Below are 16,942 nucleotides of genomic sequence, written 5' to 3'. Positions count from 1 at the left end.
TTTTTTTATGCCGCGCTATTCCCAGCTAAGCAGCAGTTGCCGTTCGAGTTGGGGGTCGAGTAGAGTGACATGTAACCCCACCAAGCGCACTCCCCGCCCTGCACGCCGCTCGTTCCAGGCGGTTCGCGCCACTTGTAGCAAATCGGCTTTATTCAGTTGTGGCCAGACATGTTCCTGCGTCGTTTGCTGAAAATCATGAAATTTTAGCTTAACCCCTTGCCGAGCAATATGTAGGTCTGGCCTCACCTTGCGTAAGCGCGTTTCCAACTCAATATATAGCTGCTCAATCAATGACTCACAGCTCTCCCAATCATGAATATCTTCTGCCAAGGTTCTTTCGACACCCACTGATTTACGTAAGCGATCCGGTGATACATCTCGCTCATCAATACCGTGGCTGCGCTCCCACAGCACATGACCAAACTTACCAAAACGCTTTAATAATTCAGCTTGCGGATAGTTTTGTACATCACTACAGGTGACCAACCCCACTTCTTGTAAACGTTTAGCGGTCACTTTCCCGACACCAGGAATTTTGCTCAGCGGCAGATCATGCAAGAAGGGCAAGATCTGATCTGGCGTGATCACATATTGCCCATTGGGCTTATTTAAGTCAGATGCGATCTTAGCCAGAAACTTTATGGGGGCAATGCCAGCCGAGGCGGTTAGATTCAGTTCATCAGCAATCGACTGGCGAATTTCTTGTGCAATTAAGGTGGCGGAACCGCTGCACGCAAGGCAATCAGACACATCCAGATAGGCTTCATCCAAGGATAGCGGTTCAATTAATGGGGTATAGCGGGCAAAAATCTCACGAATATGCAGTGACGCTTCTTTATATGCCGCCATTCGGCCAGGAATAACTTTAAGCTGCGGGCACAGTTTCAGTGCCATTGCCGTTGGCATAGCACTGCGGACGCCATAACGCCTGGCCGGGTAATTGGCAGTGCTGATAACGCCACGCCGATCCCGACTACCACCAATCGCGATGGGGATATCGCGCAGACCAGGATCGTCGCGCATTTCCACTGCCGCGAAGAAGCAATCCATATCCACATGAATAATTTTTCGCATGTTATCTCCCCAAACAAACCACTGTATAAGAATACAGTTAAATGGGAAAAACTCAAGATTATCCTAATCCACAGCACCTCCCTAATCCTTCAGTTGAAAAGCGGTAGTAATTGTCCTAATCAAAATGCTAACCAATTTCTCATATAACAGAATTGAATTCTGTTATTAAGGTTTTTAAGTGTTTTGTTATTTATTTTTATAAAAAAACCATTAAATTCGACAAGGTCGAAAAATGTTAGTTATATGATTAACATTCACCTCAGAAAGATTCATTATTAACTAATGGATGGAAACTAAATATCATGCGAAATTATATAATGGCTACTTTACTATTATCTTCTGGTTTTGCAGTAAATGCTCAATCCGTTACATCATCTGCATTACCCCCGACACCACAAATAATTGCTCATCGTGGGGGAACGGCGGATGCGCCGGAAAATACGCTGCCAGCAATCAAAAAAGCGTTAGATAATGGTGCAGATGCAATTTGGATCACTCTGCAACTGTCAAAAGATAATATTCCCGTATTGTATCGCCCCTCTGACCTTAAAGAGTTAACCAACAAGTCGGGAAAAGTATCTGCATATACCGCACAGCAACTTGCACAAGTTGACGCCAATGTTGCTTATGATAAAAAACATAATATTACGCCTAAACCAGACGTTCACATTGGTATTCCCACACTTGATGAGGTATTAAAGCAGTTTCCTACTACGACATTTTATCTCGACATCAAATCTCCAGATGCAAATCCGGCAACCTTCGCCAAAGCATTGCAAAAAACACTTGAAGCGACGACTAAAGGTGAGGAAAACCGCCTATCTCGCACCCGAGTCTACTCCACCAATGACACTTATTTAGCCGCGCTGGATGCCGTGAATAAGGCAAGTGATCCATCACATCAGGTAAAACGTTTCGAAAGCCGCGACCTTACGCGGACTCAGTTAGCCAATATCACCATGGATCATAAGTGCAATTTACCCACAGATAATAAAGAGCGGTGGTATGGATTGGAATTACACCGAAATGTTGAGGTCGTGGAGAAATATACCCTAGGTGAGGGGCGTTCTAACGCTGTATTAAGCTGGGATAAAGAAGCGGTTGATTGTTTCCGGAAAAATACTAACGCACATATTATATTCTTCGGTATTAATACGCCTGAAGATTATATGAAAGCAAAAGAATTAGGCGCGGACGGTGTTATGGTCGATTCGCCAGCCATGTTTAAAAAAATTGTCAGTGATGACAAGTAATTAGATATCCATTTAACTTAATTTAAATGATAAAAACCCAGCCAACAGATAGCTGGCTGGGGCTTTGTCGTCTCTACTTATTTATCGTATCGGCTCTATTTTTATCTATCTGAGCACAGGCTATAAAATACGATATTGATCCAGCGCCTTCTGGCGAGCAGCCTCTTTCGCCAAACGTTTCTTACGCGCATCACAAGGTTCAGGGCAATCACATACTTTTTCCATCCCCAACGCCCCAATGCCGCCGCAACTGCCCTGTAAAGTTTTACGTTTTACGATATAGCCTAGCGACATCCCAGCGATAACCAATAGGAAAAAGACAAAGGACGCGATAAAAACAGTCAACATATCCCCTCCGATTAAGGCCGTTTTTGTCGATAAGGCTGGAATGCATCGGAATAGCGCTCCTCAAAGCCCTCATCGGTTTTGACTATCATAAGCACCGGAATACCCAGTAAATTAGCTAATGCCATTCCCCGTTCTGGCCCAAGGACATCTAAGCCAGTCGATAGCCCATCAGCGGTCATACAGCTCGGGTCTAAAACGGTAATCGAGACTAACCGATGATTGATTGGTCGGCCGGTATCGGGATCAATAGTATGAGAATAGCGTACACCATTCTGCTCAAAATAATTTCGATAATCCCCGGAAGTGGCAATTGCCATACGCCCAGGTTCGATAATCTCTTGAGCACTTTGTGCCAGACCAGACACAGGTTTTTCAATAGCAATGCGCCATGGTTTGCTTTCACCATTGTTACCACGGGTCCGCACTTCGCCACCGATATCAACCATATAATTGGTGATATTATTAGCTTCCAGATATTCAGCAACTACATCGACCCCATAGCCTTTAGCAATAGAGGAGAGATCGACATACAACTCAGGGATCCGTTTGACTAAAGCGCCATTTTCTACAGCCAGTTTATCAATGCCGACCCATGCCCGTCGTTTAGCAATTTCAGCTTCGGTAGGCACCACATCAGGCCGCCCTTCTGGGCCGAAGCCCCATAAGTTCACCAATGGCCCGACAGTCACATCCAACGCGCCATCCGTCAGGCGGTTAATTCGGATAGCCTCCCGTACAACTTTCGCCGTCGCATCTGAAACCGGGAAAGGTGTATTCACCTCTCGACTTTTGTTGAAACGACTCAATTCAGAGTTAGGTCGATAAGTCGACATCTGATCATTAACGGCTTCCAGCTCGCGGTCAATCTCCTGCTGGAGCTTCTCTGGGCTGGGTGTAGATGAGTCACTCACATACTTAATTGAGTATGAGGTTCCCATGGTTTTACCTTCGAGATTAATTTGCTCAGGGCCACATCCCGTAAGCAGAAAAACCCCTGCAACCGCCATTAGCCAATGTATTAACTGTTTTTGCACAATATCCTCAATAGCTGTATCCCCTTCGTACTTGAAGCTGGATGGTGAAAAATTAGCCACCAAAATCATCAAGCATAATATTATCGTCTTCCACGCCGAGATCTTTCAGCATCTTGATGACTGCTGCATTCATCATTGGCGGACCACACATATAGAATTCGCAATCTTCTGGTGCGGGATGGTTTTTAAGATAATTTTCCAATAAAACGTTATGAATGAACCCGGTATATCCCGTCCAGTTATCCTCTGGTTGTGGGTCCGAGAGCGCTACATGCCAACGGAAATTATCATTCTCGGCCTGTAACTGGTCAAAATCCTCTTCATAGAACATTTCACGCCGTGAACGGGCACCATACCAAAAGCTGATTTTGCGCTTCGAATGCAGCCGCTTGAGCTGATCAAAGATATGCGAGCGCATCGGTGCCATACCCGCACCACCGCCAATAAAGACCATCTCTGCGTCAGTATCTTTAGCGAAAAACTCACCAAATGGCCCAGAAATAACCACTTTATCACCGGGTTTCAGTGACCAGATATACGAGGACATTATCCCCGGCGGGGCATCAGGTTGTGAAGGGGGTGGCGCAGCAATACGCACGTTAAGCATGATAATACCGCGCTCTTCCGGATAGTTCGCCATGGAGTAAGCACGTACGGTCTGCTCAGTGGCAACGGACTCATATCGGAACAAATTGAATTTATCCCAGTCGCCGCGATACTCCTCTGGCACATCAAAATCAGCGTATTTGACGGTATGTGGCTCAGCCTCTATTTGAATAAAACCACCCGCGCGGAACGGGACTACCTCACCATCAGGTATTTTCAGCTTTAGCTCTTTGATAAATGTGGCTTTGTTATCATTGGAGATAACTTCGCACTCCCATTTTTTCACACCAAAGATCTCTTCCGGCAATTCAATTTTCAGATTCTGCTTCACGCTAACCTGACATGCCAACCGACACCCCTCTTTGGCTTCGCGCTTTGAGATATGAGAAAGCTCTGTTGGCAGAATATCCCCGCCGCCCTCTTTAATCTTTACACGGCACTGCCCACAAGAACCACCACCGCCGCAAGCTGAAGAGACGAAAATACCGTGGCTGGACAGCATATTGAGCAGCTTATCTCCCGCCGGGCCAACAAAACTTTTTTCCGCATCGTCATTGATATCGACGGTAATATCGCCGGTATTAACCAATTTTGATTTGGCAAATAAAATCATTACCGTCAACGCCAGCACGATGAGGGTAAACATCACTACGCCCAGAATTATTTCCATGAATTATTCCTGCTTTTATAGGCTCACACCGGCGAAAGACATAAACCCCAATGCCATCAATCCAGTCGTGATAAAGGTGATCCCTAACCCCTGTAAACCCGCAGGCACATTGGCATATTTCATTTTTTCTCGAATACCCGCTAACGCGACAATCGCCAACATCCAACCGAGACCGGATCCAAAACCATAAACAATCGATTCAGGGAAGTTGTAATCACGTTGCGCCATAAAGGAGACGCCACCGAAGATGGCACAGTTGACAGTAATTAGGGGCAAGAAGATCCCCAGCGCGTTGTACAAAGCTGGGAAATAACGATCGAGGATCATCTCCAGCACCTGCACAATGGCGGCGATAACACCAATAAAAGTGATGAAATTCAGGAAGCTGAGATCAACACCCTCTACCAATGCGCCATCCCGCAACACCAAGTTATAAACCAGATTGTTCGCCGGTACTGAGATACCCAAAACCACCGTGACCGCAATACCAAGGCCAAAAGCAGTGGATACTTTCTTGGAAACGGCCAGGAAAGTACACATCCCCAAGAAGAATGCTAAAGCCATATTTTCCACAAACACTGCGCGGACAAACAGACTGATGTAATGTTCCATCGTCAATTACTCCTTCTCAATCTGCGCAGGTTTCAGGGTCCGCAGACCCCAAATCAGCAAACCAATGATAAAGAATGCGCTAGGAGCTAGTAGGAACAATCCATTTGGCTGATACCACCCACCGTTCTGAACAGTTTCAAGCACCGTCACACCAAATAGTTTGCCGGAGCCAATCAGTTCGCGGACAAAGCCCACCAGCACTAACACCACGCCATAACCCAAACCGTTACCGATGCCATCCATAAAGCTTTCAATCGGTGGGGATTTCATCGCGTAGGCCTCAGCACGCCCCATCACAATGCAGTTGGTGATTATCAGGCCGACAAATACCGACAGCTGTTTGGATATCTCATAGGCATAGGCGCGTAGGATCTGATCCACCACAATAACCAACGAGGCAATAATTACCATCTGAACAATGATACGCACACTGTTTGGAATGTGATTGCGAATCAATGAGATGAAGAAACTGGAGAAGGCCGTCACCAAGGTCACCGCCAGTGTCATCACTAAGGCAGTTTCCAACTTGGTTGTCACCGCCAGCGCTGAACAAACCCCAAGGATCTGTAACGCAATGGGGTTGTTATCAAATAGCGGCCCGAATAAGACCCGCTTAATCTCTTTGGTATCAGCCATTTTTTAACGCTCCTTCGCGCACTTTTTTCAGGAACGGGCCAAAGCCGTTTTCACCGAGCCAAAAATCGAAGCTGTTTTGTACCCCGTTAGAGGTCAGCGTCGCCCCTGATAAACCATCTATCGCATGGGGATCATTAGCTGGCGCACGCCCTTTAACGATACGGATAGCGGGTTGCCCCTGATCGTCAAATAGCCGCTTGCCAATCCACTGGTTACGCCAGTTTTGGTTTTCAATCTCACCGCCCAGCCCCGGTGTCTCACCATGATCGTAATAGGTAATACCGCGAACTGTTTTGCCGTCACTATCAATGGCCACAAAAGCATACATCATTGACCAGAGACCAGAACCATAGACCGGCAGGACAATCTTATTGATCTGCCCGTTTTCACCGCGCACCAAATAGATTTCAACCACGTTAGCTCGACGACGGATACCGGCGATATCTTGTGCCGCAGTCAGTGCAACACTCATTTGGTTATCTCGCAGCGCCTGAGTACGGTCAAATGTAGCGGGATCTTGTTTGATAAATTCGCCGCTTTGTAAATCCAGCAGACGCGGTTCAATGCGTTTAGCAAACTCACGCTGCACTTCTTCCGCCGGCATTCTCGGTTGCAGTAAACCGGTCACCGCCAGAATATTGCGCTGCTTATCCAGCAAGCGCTGCTCTTGCTGCTTAGCTTTCAAACCAACAGCCGCCCCCGCAACAATCACGGAACAGACCAAACACAGCACGATGACCACCAGCAACGTTTTGCCGATACTGTCATTATTTCTTGGTTTATCACTCGCCACGGGCTCTCCTCCGCTTGATATTGGCCTGAACAACCACATAGTCGAACAGTGGCGCAAACAGGTTGGCAAACAGGATAGCCAGCATCATTCCCTCCGGATAAGCCGGATTGATCACGCGGATTAAGACACACATGGCACCAATCAAGCCGCCATACCACCACTTACCGGTATTGGTAAAGGAGGCCGAGACCGGATCGGTCGCCATAAAGACCATGCCGAAAGCAAAGCCACCAAGGACCAGATGCCAATACCATGGCATAGCAAATAACGGGTTGGTGGTAGAGCCTATCCAGTTAAATAAGCACGCGGTCGCAATCATGCCAATCATCACACCAGCCACAATCTGCCAGGAGGCCACGCGGGCAAACAGAATAATGGCCCCGCCAATTAGAATCATCAGCGTAGAGACTTCACCAATAGAGCCGGGAATATTACCGAGGAAGGCATCCATCCAAGTGATAGGTTGCTGGGTCACTGTGTTGAGCAAGCTGTGGCTGCCGTTAACACTCCATTGTGACAATGGGGTGGCACCGGAAAAACCATCCGCAGCCGTCCACACCAGGTCACCAGATATCTGTGCAGGATAAGCAAAGAACAGGAAAGCACGCCCAGCCAAAGCGGGGTTGAGGAAGTTGCGCCCCGTGCCACCGAAGATCTCTTTGCCGATAACCACGCCAAAGGAGATCCCCAGCGCCGCCTGCCAAAGTGGCAGTGTCGGGGGCACAATCAGGGAGAATAAGATTGAGGTAACGAAGAAGCCTTCGTTGATCTCATGTTTGCGAACAATGGAAAAAACCACTTCCCAGAAACCGCCCACCAAAAACACTACCGCATAAATTGGCAGGAAATAGGCGGCACCCAGCGCCATTTTACTTATCCAGCCAGCATCGGGAGCAAAGGAGACCCCGAGCATCTGTGCCAGTTGGTAATGCCAGTCACTGGCAATAATCTGTTGTAGCTCCGCGCCACTGTAGAGTTGGTTCAGCGCCGGGATCGCCTGAGCGCCGACGTTGTACATCCCCCAGAACATGGTCGGGAAGACCGCCAGCCAGACCAGAATCATCATCCGTTTCAGATCGATGGCATCTCGCACATGAGAAGCACCCGGTGTGACTTTGCCCTGAGTATAGAAAATGGTGGCAGCAGCTTCATACAGCGGATAGTACTTTTCTAATTTGCCACCCGCTTCAAAGTGGTGCTCTATCTTCTCGAGAAAACTTTTCAGGCCCATAGGTTATCCTTCCTGCTCAATCTTGGTCAGTATGTCGCGCAGTACCGGACCGTATTCGTACTTCCCGGGGCAGACAAATGTGCATAAGGCCAGATCTTCTTCATCCAGTTCCAGACAACCTAGCGCCTGCGCGCTATCGGTATCACCAGATAGCAGGTCACGCAGCAGATGGGTCGCCAAAATATCCAGTGGCATTACCCGCTCATAGTTACCAATTGGCACCATGGCGCGCTCTCCGCCCTGCATATTGGTGGAGAAGGCAAACAATTTGTGTTTGAAGAAATGGCCCAGTGTCGTGCGAGTAATAGAGTATTTATCGCGACCTGGCATCACCCAACCGAATAGCTCTTTTTCTCGCCCTTCGCGGATAACCGACACTTGCTGATGGAAACGCCCGAGATAGCCATGGGTGGCGGAGAAAGCAGTACCACTGAGGACTGAGCCAGAAATAATGCGGTTGTCATCCTCTTTCAGCCTATCGGCTGTCAATTCAGACAAACTGGCACCCAAACAGGTGCGCAGTAAAATAGGTTGATTCACTTGCGGGCCAGCTAATGCGACGATGCGGTCACTGCACAACTCACCACGGGTAAACAGTTTACCGATAGCAATGACATCCTGATAACCCACATGCCAAACTGTTTTGCGCGCGCTGACGGGTTCAAGGAAGTGAATGTGTGTGCCAACCAGACCGGCGGGATGCGGGCCGGAGAACTCATTATAAGTGACCTGGGCGTTCGGATGAGTGGTAATCACCGGCCCCGGCGCATGACAAACATGCACTTTACCTTCAGTTAAACGCGTAAGCACGGTTAAGCCATGCTTAAAAGCGTCAGGTTCAGTGGCGATAATCACCTGCGGATCGGCCGCTAGCGGCTGGGTATCCATCGCACTGACGAAGATAGCCCGTGGGCGACTGCCAGGCACGGGGGTTTTGCTGAAAGGACGAGTTCGCAATGCTGTCCATAAACCAGAAGCCAGCAAAGAGTTTTGTACTTGTTCATTACTCAATTGATTGAGGGAGGCCTCAGCGTAAGGCTCGAAAGGAATTTGCTCATCCCCTTCAACTTCAATCACCACAGATTGCAGTACACGACGCTCACCCCGGTTGATGGCGCTGACCTTGCCGCTGGCCGGTGCGGTATACATCACACCCGGATTTTTTTTGTCTTCAAACAGAACCTGACCTTTCTTAACCCAATCGCCTTCTTGCACCAACATTGAGGGGCGCATGCCCACATACTCCTCACCGAGCAGCGCGACATGACGAATAGCAGGGCCATCTTCTATCACCTGCAAAGGTGCACCAGCGATGGGGAGGTCGAGTCCTTTCTTTATTTTAATCATAAGGTTGGACAACTTTATTAGTGATATCAAATGCTGTACTTGAACCCAGAGTGTACAGCCACAAAAAGGGAAGATACTTTCACGACTCATTTAAACGGCGGCTTAATGCCGAGTCAATTGGACAAACATGAATGCTTACTGAAAGAATCTCTGAAAATAAGCGCTATATCCTCTCACGTGAATGTCACTGATGAAATAGCCATTCGGCGAGCGGAATTAGCAGTGGTCGATTTTAGCATTTACAACTGGCACTGTCTGACAAATGCAGTGACCTGAGTCAAGCAAACACAAATAATTTCCAGTTAAATTCTCAATACACTCGGTAAAATCGTTTCATCAACTCAACTTTACCGAATTGGTACTTATTTTATACAAAACATATATTGCTAAAAAAGCTCCGACTGATAATCTGCGCCTATAAATCAAAAGATGCAGTGGCATAATTTACATAATATAAGTAGGAATAATAAATGAGCAAAATCGCGCCGTTGTTTGCGACGATAATGTTTGCGGTAATAATTTGTTTGCCTGCGGTATCCTTCACCAGCTCAGCCAGTGAGCCTGTGGCAGTGTCCAAAGAGCTAAAACAGCAATTACTCGGGTCATCGGTCTATATTCAGATCTTCAAAGAAGAACGTACTCTGGAATTATATGCCCGATTACAAGGCGAGTATCGGCTGGTACAAAGCTATCGTATCTGTGAATTCTCAGGGGGGCTTGGCCCGAAACGCCGTGAGGGTGATTTCAAAAGTCCGGAAGGGTTTTACAGTATTGATATGCGCCATTTAAAACCCGACAGTAAATTTTATCGGGCAATCAATATTGGCTTCCCAAATGATTATGACAAGTCACAGGGCTATTCAGGGAAATATCTGATGATCCATGGCGCTTGCAAATCAATCGGCTGTTATGCAATGACCGATGCCTATATGGACGAGATATTTAACTACGTGCAAACAGCATTTATCTTTGGTCAGGAAAAGGTCGATATCAGTATTTACCCGTTCCGCATGACTGAGCAAAACATGCAGCGCCATCGTAACTCTTCGGATTACAATTTCTGGCGTCAATTACAGCCGGGATATGCCTACTTTGCCAAGAACCGGATGCCGCCTGCGGTTTCCGTGATCAACGGGCAGTATGTACTGAGCCGCCCACCGATCTCCAGCGCTCCTGCATCGCAGTACGCCCTGACCAAATCAAATTTGCTCACCAAAACAGAACAATGAAAACTCACCTGGTGCAATTTTGTGCCAGGTTTCATTGACGGTCAGTGGTTGAGTGGCGATCACCGTGACCACATCATTAGGTGTGGTCTGCTGCTGAAAATCGATCTCCACATCTTGATCCAGCAACGTCGCTTTACCGAAAGGCGCACGGCGGGTTATCCAGTATAGATTCGTCGAACAGAACGCCATCACAAAACGCCCATCCGAGAGCAACATATTAAACACCCCTTTGGCGCGTAATTGCTCACATAACGTGGCGATATAGCGGAATACCGCAGGCCAATTGCTGGGGGTGCGAGGGTAGCGTTTCGCCAATTGATTCAGCAACCAGCAGAAAGCGTATTCGCTATCAGTCTGGCCAATGGGCCGAAAAGTGCCAGTATCTAACTGACGATACCCTTTGAGCTGACCATTGTGGGCGTAAGTCCAGTTCCGCCCCCACATTTCGCGGGTAAATGGGTGGGTATTTTCTAACGCCACTTCACCACGATTTGCCTGACGGATATGCGAAACCACTGCGCAGGATTTGATCGGATAATCTTGTACCAGGCGGGCAATCGGTGAATTAAAGCTAGGTTTGGGATCTTTAAACGTGCGGCAGCCATTACCTTCATAGAAGGTGATGCCCCAGCCATCTTTATGTGGGCCAGTCCCTCCGCCTCGTTGCACCAGGCCGGTAAAGCTAAAGCAAATATCCGTGGGAACATTTGCGCTCATCCCGAGCAATTCGCACATAACCAACCTCCCGCGTATACCCTTCATTCTTGGTGTTGCAGCGGTGTTAGCTGCGCTTTGGACTCACCCAACCGCGATATCTTTGATAAATATTTGAGGTGAACAATGCCATTAGCCTCGCCGTTGATCACCTCGACATATCAGGCTGTTACCATCTCTTTTTCAATTAACTGAATCAAGATATGAATCGCTTTGATATGAATTTCCTGAATACGATCGGCATAACCGAAATGGGGAACACGAATTTCAATATCCGCAGTACCGGCCATTTTACCGCCATCTTTGCCTGTCAGGGTGATGACCTTCATGCCTTTGGCTCGAGCAGCCTCAATCGCTTTAATGATATTACCTGAATTACCTGACGTGGAAATGCCCAGCAAAACATCCCCTTCGCGGCCTACGGCTTCAACATAGCGAGAAAAAACATAGTCATAGCCAAAATCATTGCTGACGCAAGAGAGATGGCTGACATCTGAAATTGCAATCGCCGGATAACCAGGGCGATTTTCGCGATAGCGACCGGTCAACTCTTCGGCAAAATGCATGGCATCACAATGGGAGCCACCATTACCGCATGACAACACTTTGCCACCCGCCTTAAAAGAGTCAGCCAATAGGACGGCTGCGCGCTGAATGGCATCAATATTCGCATCATCTTTCAGAAAATTTGCCAGCGTATCTGCTGCTTCGTTCAATTCACTGCGGATTAAATCGTGGTACATGGGAGCCTCTTTATAGTCCTATGGCATCAATATCTTCCTGCATCAGTGTACCGGATTGCATAAACAGCGAGAAGCACTGTAATGAATTAGGCGTAAGAGTTTTCGCAAGGATTGCGAACAATTTGTGAAGTGAGTTGTAAATAACATGTAATGGTATTGATAAAAATAATGAGATGAACTAAAACAAATGTATCACTCAACAGGTCAGACCTCCTACATCTCAGGAGCTTTATCATGATGGTTCTTAGCGTTGTTGCCTTGCTGGTTCTTATTGGTGTGCTGTTCTATCACCGGGTGAACCTCTATCTCAGTAGTTTGATTCTGCTGGTTTACACTGCCGCAATGGGTGCGTCGCAGTTATGGTCATACTGGGTATTATTGCCGCTGGTGATTGTTTTACTGCCCCTGCTACTCACGCCACTGCGCCAGTCGCTGTTTTCTGCCCCTGCGTTGCGCATGTTTCGTAAAGTCATGCCAGCCATGTCACGTACCGAAAAAGAGGCGATAGATGCCGGTACGACTTGGTGGGAAGGCGATCTGTTCCAAGGTCAGCCCGACTGGAAAAAACTGCATAACTACCCAAAACCGCAGTTAACCGCAGAAGAGCAAGCTTTTATCGATGGGCCAGTTGAAGAGGCCTGTCGTCTGGCGAACGATTTCCAGATTACCCATGAACTGGCTGACTTGCCGCCAGAACTGTGGGCCTATCTGAAAGAGAATCGCTTCTTTGCGATGATCATTAAGAAAGAGTATGGCGGTCTTGAGTTCTCAGCCTATGCTCAGGCCCGTGTGCTGCAAAAGCTCTCTGGCGTATCAGGCATCCTGGCTATCACCGTAGGGGTGCCTAACTCTCTCGGCCCCGGAGAATTACTGCAACATTATGGTACTGAAGAGCAAAAAAACCACTATCTGCCCGGTTTGGCCCGAGGCGACGAGATCCCTTGTTTCGCCCTGACCAGTCCGGAAGCCGGTTCTGATGCCGGTGCCATCCCTGATACTGGCACCGTCTGCATGGGTGAATGGCAAGGTAAACAGGTGCTGGGTATGCGCCTGACCTGGAACAAACGCTATATCACCCTCGCGCCTATCGCCACGGTGCTCGGTTTGGCATTTAAATTATCTGACCCGGAACATCTGTTGGGCGAAACCGTTGATTTGGGGATTACCTGTGCTCTGATCCCAACCAATACCCCCGGGGTAGAGATTGGTCACCGTCACTTCCCGCTGAACGTGCCGTTCCAAAATGGCCCGACGCGCGGTAACGATATCTTTGTGCCGATTGATTACATTATCGGCGGGCCAAAAATGGCCGGGCAAGGCTGGCGGATGCTGGTGGAGTGTCTGTCGGTCGGGCGTGGCATTACTCTGCCGTCCAACGCCACCGGCAGCTTGAAAAGTGTGGCCATGGGCATTGGTGCTTACGCCTATATTCGCCGCCAGTTCAAAATTTCCATCGGTAAAATGGAGGGAATTGAAGAGCCATTGGCGCGTATTGCGGGTAACGCCTATGTGATGGACGCCGCAGCGACACTGGTCACCAGCGGCATCATGCTGGGTGAGAAACCGGCGGTGTTATCAGCCATTGTTAAGTATCACTGTACCCACCGTGGTCAGCGCGCCGTGATGGATGCGATGGATATCGCCGGCGGTAAAGGCATCTGTCTGGGGCCGACCAACTTTATCGCGCGCAGTTATCAGGGTGCCCCTATCGGTATCACCGTTGAGGGGGCGAATATCCTGACTCGCAGCATGATTATCTTCGGTCAGGGGGCGATTCGTTGCCATCCATTTGTGCTTGATGAGATGGCGGCGGCGCAATCCAACGATGTCGCCGCTTTCGATAAAGCTCTGTTTGGCCATTTGGGTCATGTCGGCAGTGCTAAGGTGCGCAGTTTCTGGCTCGGCCTGACCAATGGTCGTACCAGCGCCGCGCCGGTGAAAGACAGCACTCGTCGCTATTACCAACAAATGAACCGCCTGAGCGCCAATCTGGCACTGCTGTCTGATGTCTCGATGGGCGTGTTGGGTGGCAGCCTGAAACGTCGCGAGCGTATTTCTGCCCGTTTGGGGGATATTCTCAGCCAACTCTATCTGGCATCGGCCACACTGAAACGCTATGAAGATGAAGGCCGCCAGAAAGAGGATTTGCCGCTGGTGCATTGGGGGGTTCAGGATGCGCTGAATCAAGCGGAGCAAGCGCTGGACGATTTGCTGCGCAACTTCCCAAATGGGGTGATTGCTGGGTTAATGCGGTTGGTGGTCTTCCCATTGGGCCGCGTGCATCAGGCGCCATCCGACAAACTGGATCACCAGATTGCGCAATTGCTGCAAGTGCCATCAGCCACCCGTAGCCGTATTGGTCGTGGTCAATACCTGACGCCGAGCGAGTTTAATCCGGTCGGTCTGCTGGAAGCCGCATTGCAGGATGTGATTGCCGCAGAGCCTATTCATAAACGCCTGAGTAAGGAAGCGGGCAGGAGCCTGCCATTTACTCGCCTGGATGTGCTGGCGAAACAGGCACTGGCGGAAGGGAAAATCAGTGCTGAGGAGGCGGCTATTCTGACCAAGGCGGAAGATAGCCGTCTGCGCTCAATTAATGTCGACGAATTTGAAGCCGATGAGTTGGCGGCCAAACCCGCGGTAAAGCAGCTAGCGAAACCACGGCACACTGAAGCGGCGTAATAGATTTACCTTAATTGATCTCTGTGTCTACTCAAGCCCCCAACTTATCACTGGGGGCTTTTTTGATCGCCCCCTTCTTGCTACGGCGCTCATCAAGTAAACCACGGACGATCAACCCAAACTGCTCAGGTTTACCGGTAAACAGCACATTATCGGGCTGAATCTGTAACAGTTGGCGGCGCAAGCTATGACGCCACTGGCTATCAGTAATTAGCCGCACGGCAACCGCGATATAGTCGGCCACATGATGAGTGATCAGTGCCTCAGCCAATCCCAAACGGCGGAATAGCCCCTCATCTATATGCTCATGAACTTCAGCCCCACTTAAACAAACGCCCGGTAGCCCCTGCCGCACAGTATCGACGATGCCATTGGTATTGCCGAAGGGGAATGGGTTGATAAATAGGTCGCACTGATTAATCACCTGCAAATAGTCCAGATACGCCAAATGCTCATAAACTCTGGCTTGCGGGAGGATGTGATTAACGGCCTGCTCCATCACGCGATGGCTGATACCCCAACAGAAACCCACCAGAAAATGAAACACCACCGGTATTGAGGCTCGCTGGGCTATCTCTGCACAAGTGGCTAAAAAGCGAGGGTTTATTTTCATGGCGGAGGCACAAACAGCAATATGTACCGCTGAACGCTCTGTGAAATGCTGAATAGGTTCAGGTTGACTGATATTGGCCGGCGGCACATAGGGCAGACAATCTTTGGGCAGCGGGACCACTTTTTCGGAGAAACAGGCCACATCACCCAAATAATCCTCCTCCACTAACACCGCATCAATATAGTCAGAATGGGTCGTCGCAGGGTGGCCCAACGCCATCACCTGTAAGGGGGCTAGCCGTAAATTGGTCAACGCGACAGTGAGCGGGAACATCCCGACACTGGGGAAGTAGATAACATCCGGCTGCAACTGTTTTGCTAATGCAGCAATCGCCTCCACTGCCCCTACCCGGCTAACTTCGGTGAAATCATCAAAAACCTGCTGGGTGATAGCATCCGTGGCCTCAACGATGGTGACACCATGGGTAGAGAACTGCGTGCGGGCAGCACGTAAGGTGCTGGAGTGGGTACGATAGATAGAATGACCACTGTTAAACCATTCTAAAATAACCAGCATCAATGGTTTGTCCCGTGAGGGTGGCGTTAAATCACTATCCGATAGACCATGGTGAAGCAGCGCGTGACGTAAATGAAAATTGATGCTGCGTTTTATGCGGTGCTTTTCTGCCCTATCCGCATAGCTGCAATGCATATAAACATCGTGCAGAATACGTTCAGGTAAGTGTTCAAGACTCTCCAGCGTTAAGAGTTTTTCAGGTAACCAACCCAGTAAAAACTCACGTTTTGCGTGCCCTTGCGCACTGGGTAAAATCCGGGGGATAATAGCGCCAGAAACAACGCCGCCGCAGCCTGCGGATTGAATTGCCACAATATATCCGGCTGAAGAGGCACACCCGACTCAGGCAGATACATCAGACAAAATTTCAGAAAATTATTCTGCTCGAACCGCAGAGGATGCGCACACCCCTCCCCCGCCTGATTAAGATTGGTAATGACATGATCCGCGTGACCAAACGGCGAGGCAGCAAAAATCAATGCAATCCAGCGGTGAAAATTAATGAGCTGCAAGAAGCCCTTTTCTGATAGCACAAATCCGGGATCAGAAAATAGCGTTCCAATGGCTGCCGCCAAACGACTACAATAATGCTCCTGCTGCGCTAACGACTGTTTATTCAGGGAAAAAACATCCCAACGGCCATAGTGGCTATCTAATTGTTCCAGCATTAGAATCAGTCGTCGCCCCGCATCTTCATAGCGTCGGGTACAAACTAAAAACTCAAAATAGGACAATGAGAATAACGTTGGCTCATCAACCGCAACTGTTTTCTCCACCATTGACAACTCTCCCTGGCAATTTGATCTTTCCGCCCATATGAAACTAATGAGTGGCCCATCAA

The 16,942-nt window shown here is 48.8% G+C and carries 14 protein-coding genes and 1 pseudogene; 3 read left to right on the top strand and 12 right to left on the bottom strand.

Features of this window, described 5'->3' with window-relative positions; genetic code table 11:
* Positions 1 to 15: 15 nt before the first annotated feature.
* Positions 16 to 1,074 (bottom strand): DNA polymerase IV, encoded by a 1,059-nt coding sequence (dinB, locus tag HRK25_RS10930; RefSeq protein ID WP_005274935.1) that lies wholly within the window; start codon positions 1,072 to 1,074, stop codon positions 16 to 18.
* 302 nt (positions 1,075 to 1,376) lie between these two features.
* Here dinB and HRK25_RS10925 point away from each other — a divergent pair, with 302 nt between their 5' ends.
* Complete coding sequence (locus HRK25_RS10925) at positions 1,377 to 2,327, top strand: glycerophosphodiester phosphodiesterase family protein (protein ID WP_099460530.1); 951 nt, start codon at positions 1,377 to 1,379, stop codon at positions 2,325 to 2,327.
* Between the two features lie 120 nt (positions 2,328 to 2,447).
* Here HRK25_RS10925 and nqrM read toward each other — a convergent pair whose 3' ends face one another.
* From nqrM to HRK25_RS10885, 8 genes are all read right to left on the bottom strand, one after another.
* Complete coding sequence (gene nqrM, locus HRK25_RS10920) at positions 2,448 to 2,675, bottom strand: (Na+)-NQR maturation NqrM (RefSeq protein ID WP_005274941.1); 228 nt, start codon at positions 2,673 to 2,675, stop codon at positions 2,448 to 2,450.
* An 11-nt stretch (positions 2,676 to 2,686) separates the two neighbouring features.
* Positions 2,687 to 3,682 carry an FAD:protein FMN transferase gene (locus tag HRK25_RS10915; RefSeq protein ID WP_172676382.1) on the bottom strand — a complete coding sequence of 332 codons (996 nt, stop codon included), beginning with the start codon at positions 3,680 to 3,682 and terminating at the stop codon, positions 2,687 to 2,689.
* 79 nt (positions 3,683 to 3,761) lie between these two features.
* A complete protein-coding gene (gene nqrF / locus HRK25_RS10910) occupies positions 3,762 to 4,985 on the bottom strand; it encodes an NADH:ubiquinone reductase (Na(+)-transporting) subunit F (RefSeq protein WP_005274945.1) in 1,224 nt (407 codons plus the stop codon).
* Between the two features lie 15 nt (positions 4,986 to 5,000).
* The gene (gene nqrE, locus HRK25_RS10905; RefSeq protein WP_005274947.1) at positions 5,001 to 5,597 is read right to left on the bottom strand and encodes an NADH:ubiquinone reductase (Na(+)-transporting) subunit E; all 597 of its coding nucleotides are present in this window, start codon (positions 5,595 to 5,597) and stop codon (positions 5,001 to 5,003) included.
* Positions 5,598 to 5,603: 6 nt separating this feature from the next.
* A complete protein-coding gene (locus HRK25_RS10900) occupies positions 5,604 to 6,233 on the bottom strand; it encodes an NADH:ubiquinone reductase (Na(+)-transporting) subunit D (protein WP_032898036.1) in 630 nt (209 codons plus the stop codon).
* Complete coding sequence (locus HRK25_RS10895; RefSeq protein WP_032898037.1) at positions 6,226 to 7,026, bottom strand: Na(+)-translocating NADH-quinone reductase subunit C; 801 nt, start codon at positions 7,024 to 7,026, stop codon at positions 6,226 to 6,228. The genes HRK25_RS10900 and HRK25_RS10895 overlap by 8 nt, the downstream gene beginning before the upstream one ends.
* Positions 7,016 to 8,257, bottom strand: coding sequence for an NADH:ubiquinone reductase (Na(+)-transporting) subunit B (locus HRK25_RS10890; RefSeq protein ID WP_005274955.1), 1,242 nt, complete (start codon positions 8,255 to 8,257; stop codon positions 7,016 to 7,018). The genes HRK25_RS10895 and HRK25_RS10890 overlap by 11 nt, the downstream gene beginning before the upstream one ends.
* 3 nt (positions 8,258 to 8,260) lie before the next feature.
* Positions 8,261 to 9,604, bottom strand: a complete 1,344-nt coding sequence (locus HRK25_RS10885) for a Na(+)-translocating NADH-quinone reductase subunit A (protein WP_005274956.1) — start codon at positions 9,602 to 9,604, stop codon at positions 8,261 to 8,263.
* 470 nt (positions 9,605 to 10,074) lie between these two features.
* On the opposite strand from HRK25_RS10885, the gene dpaA reads away from it, so the two are divergent.
* Positions 10,075 to 10,833 carry a peptidoglycan meso-diaminopimelic acid protein amidase gene (dpaA, locus tag HRK25_RS10880; protein ID WP_032898038.1) on the top strand — a complete coding sequence of 253 codons (759 nt, stop codon included), beginning with the start codon at positions 10,075 to 10,077 and terminating at the stop codon, positions 10,831 to 10,833.
* On the opposite strand, the gene HRK25_RS10875 is transcribed toward dpaA, so the two are convergent.
* Entirely contained in the window at positions 10,804 to 11,568 is a 765-nt protein-coding gene (locus HRK25_RS10875) for a class II glutamine amidotransferase (protein WP_005274961.1), read from the bottom strand. The two genes, dpaA and HRK25_RS10875, sit on opposite strands and share 30 nt — an antisense overlap.
* 140 nt (positions 11,569 to 11,708) lie before the next feature.
* A complete protein-coding gene (lpcA, locus tag HRK25_RS10870; protein ID WP_005274963.1) occupies positions 11,709 to 12,290 on the bottom strand; it encodes a D-sedoheptulose 7-phosphate isomerase in 582 nt (193 codons plus the stop codon).
* 234 nt (positions 12,291 to 12,524) lie between these two features.
* Here lpcA and fadE point away from each other — a divergent pair, with 234 nt between their 5' ends.
* A complete protein-coding gene (gene fadE / locus HRK25_RS10865; protein ID WP_005274965.1) occupies positions 12,525 to 14,972 on the top strand; it encodes an acyl-CoA dehydrogenase FadE in 2,448 nt (815 codons plus the stop codon).
* A gap of 31 nt (positions 14,973 to 15,003) precedes the next feature.
* Here the strand turns inward: fadE and HRK25_RS10860 are convergent.
* A pseudogene (locus HRK25_RS10860) lies at positions 15,004 to 16,880 on the bottom strand (glycosyltransferase).
* Between the last annotated feature and the right edge of the window lie 62 nt (positions 16,881 to 16,942).

This window comes from Yersinia bercovieri ATCC 43970 (genome assembly GCF_013282745.1).
GTDB classification, from domain to species: Bacteria; Pseudomonadota; Gammaproteobacteria; order Enterobacterales; family Enterobacteriaceae; genus Yersinia; species Yersinia bercovieri.
The sequence above is the reverse complement of the archived record's forward strand: the minus strand, read 5'-3'. Positions and strand labels throughout refer to the sequence as shown.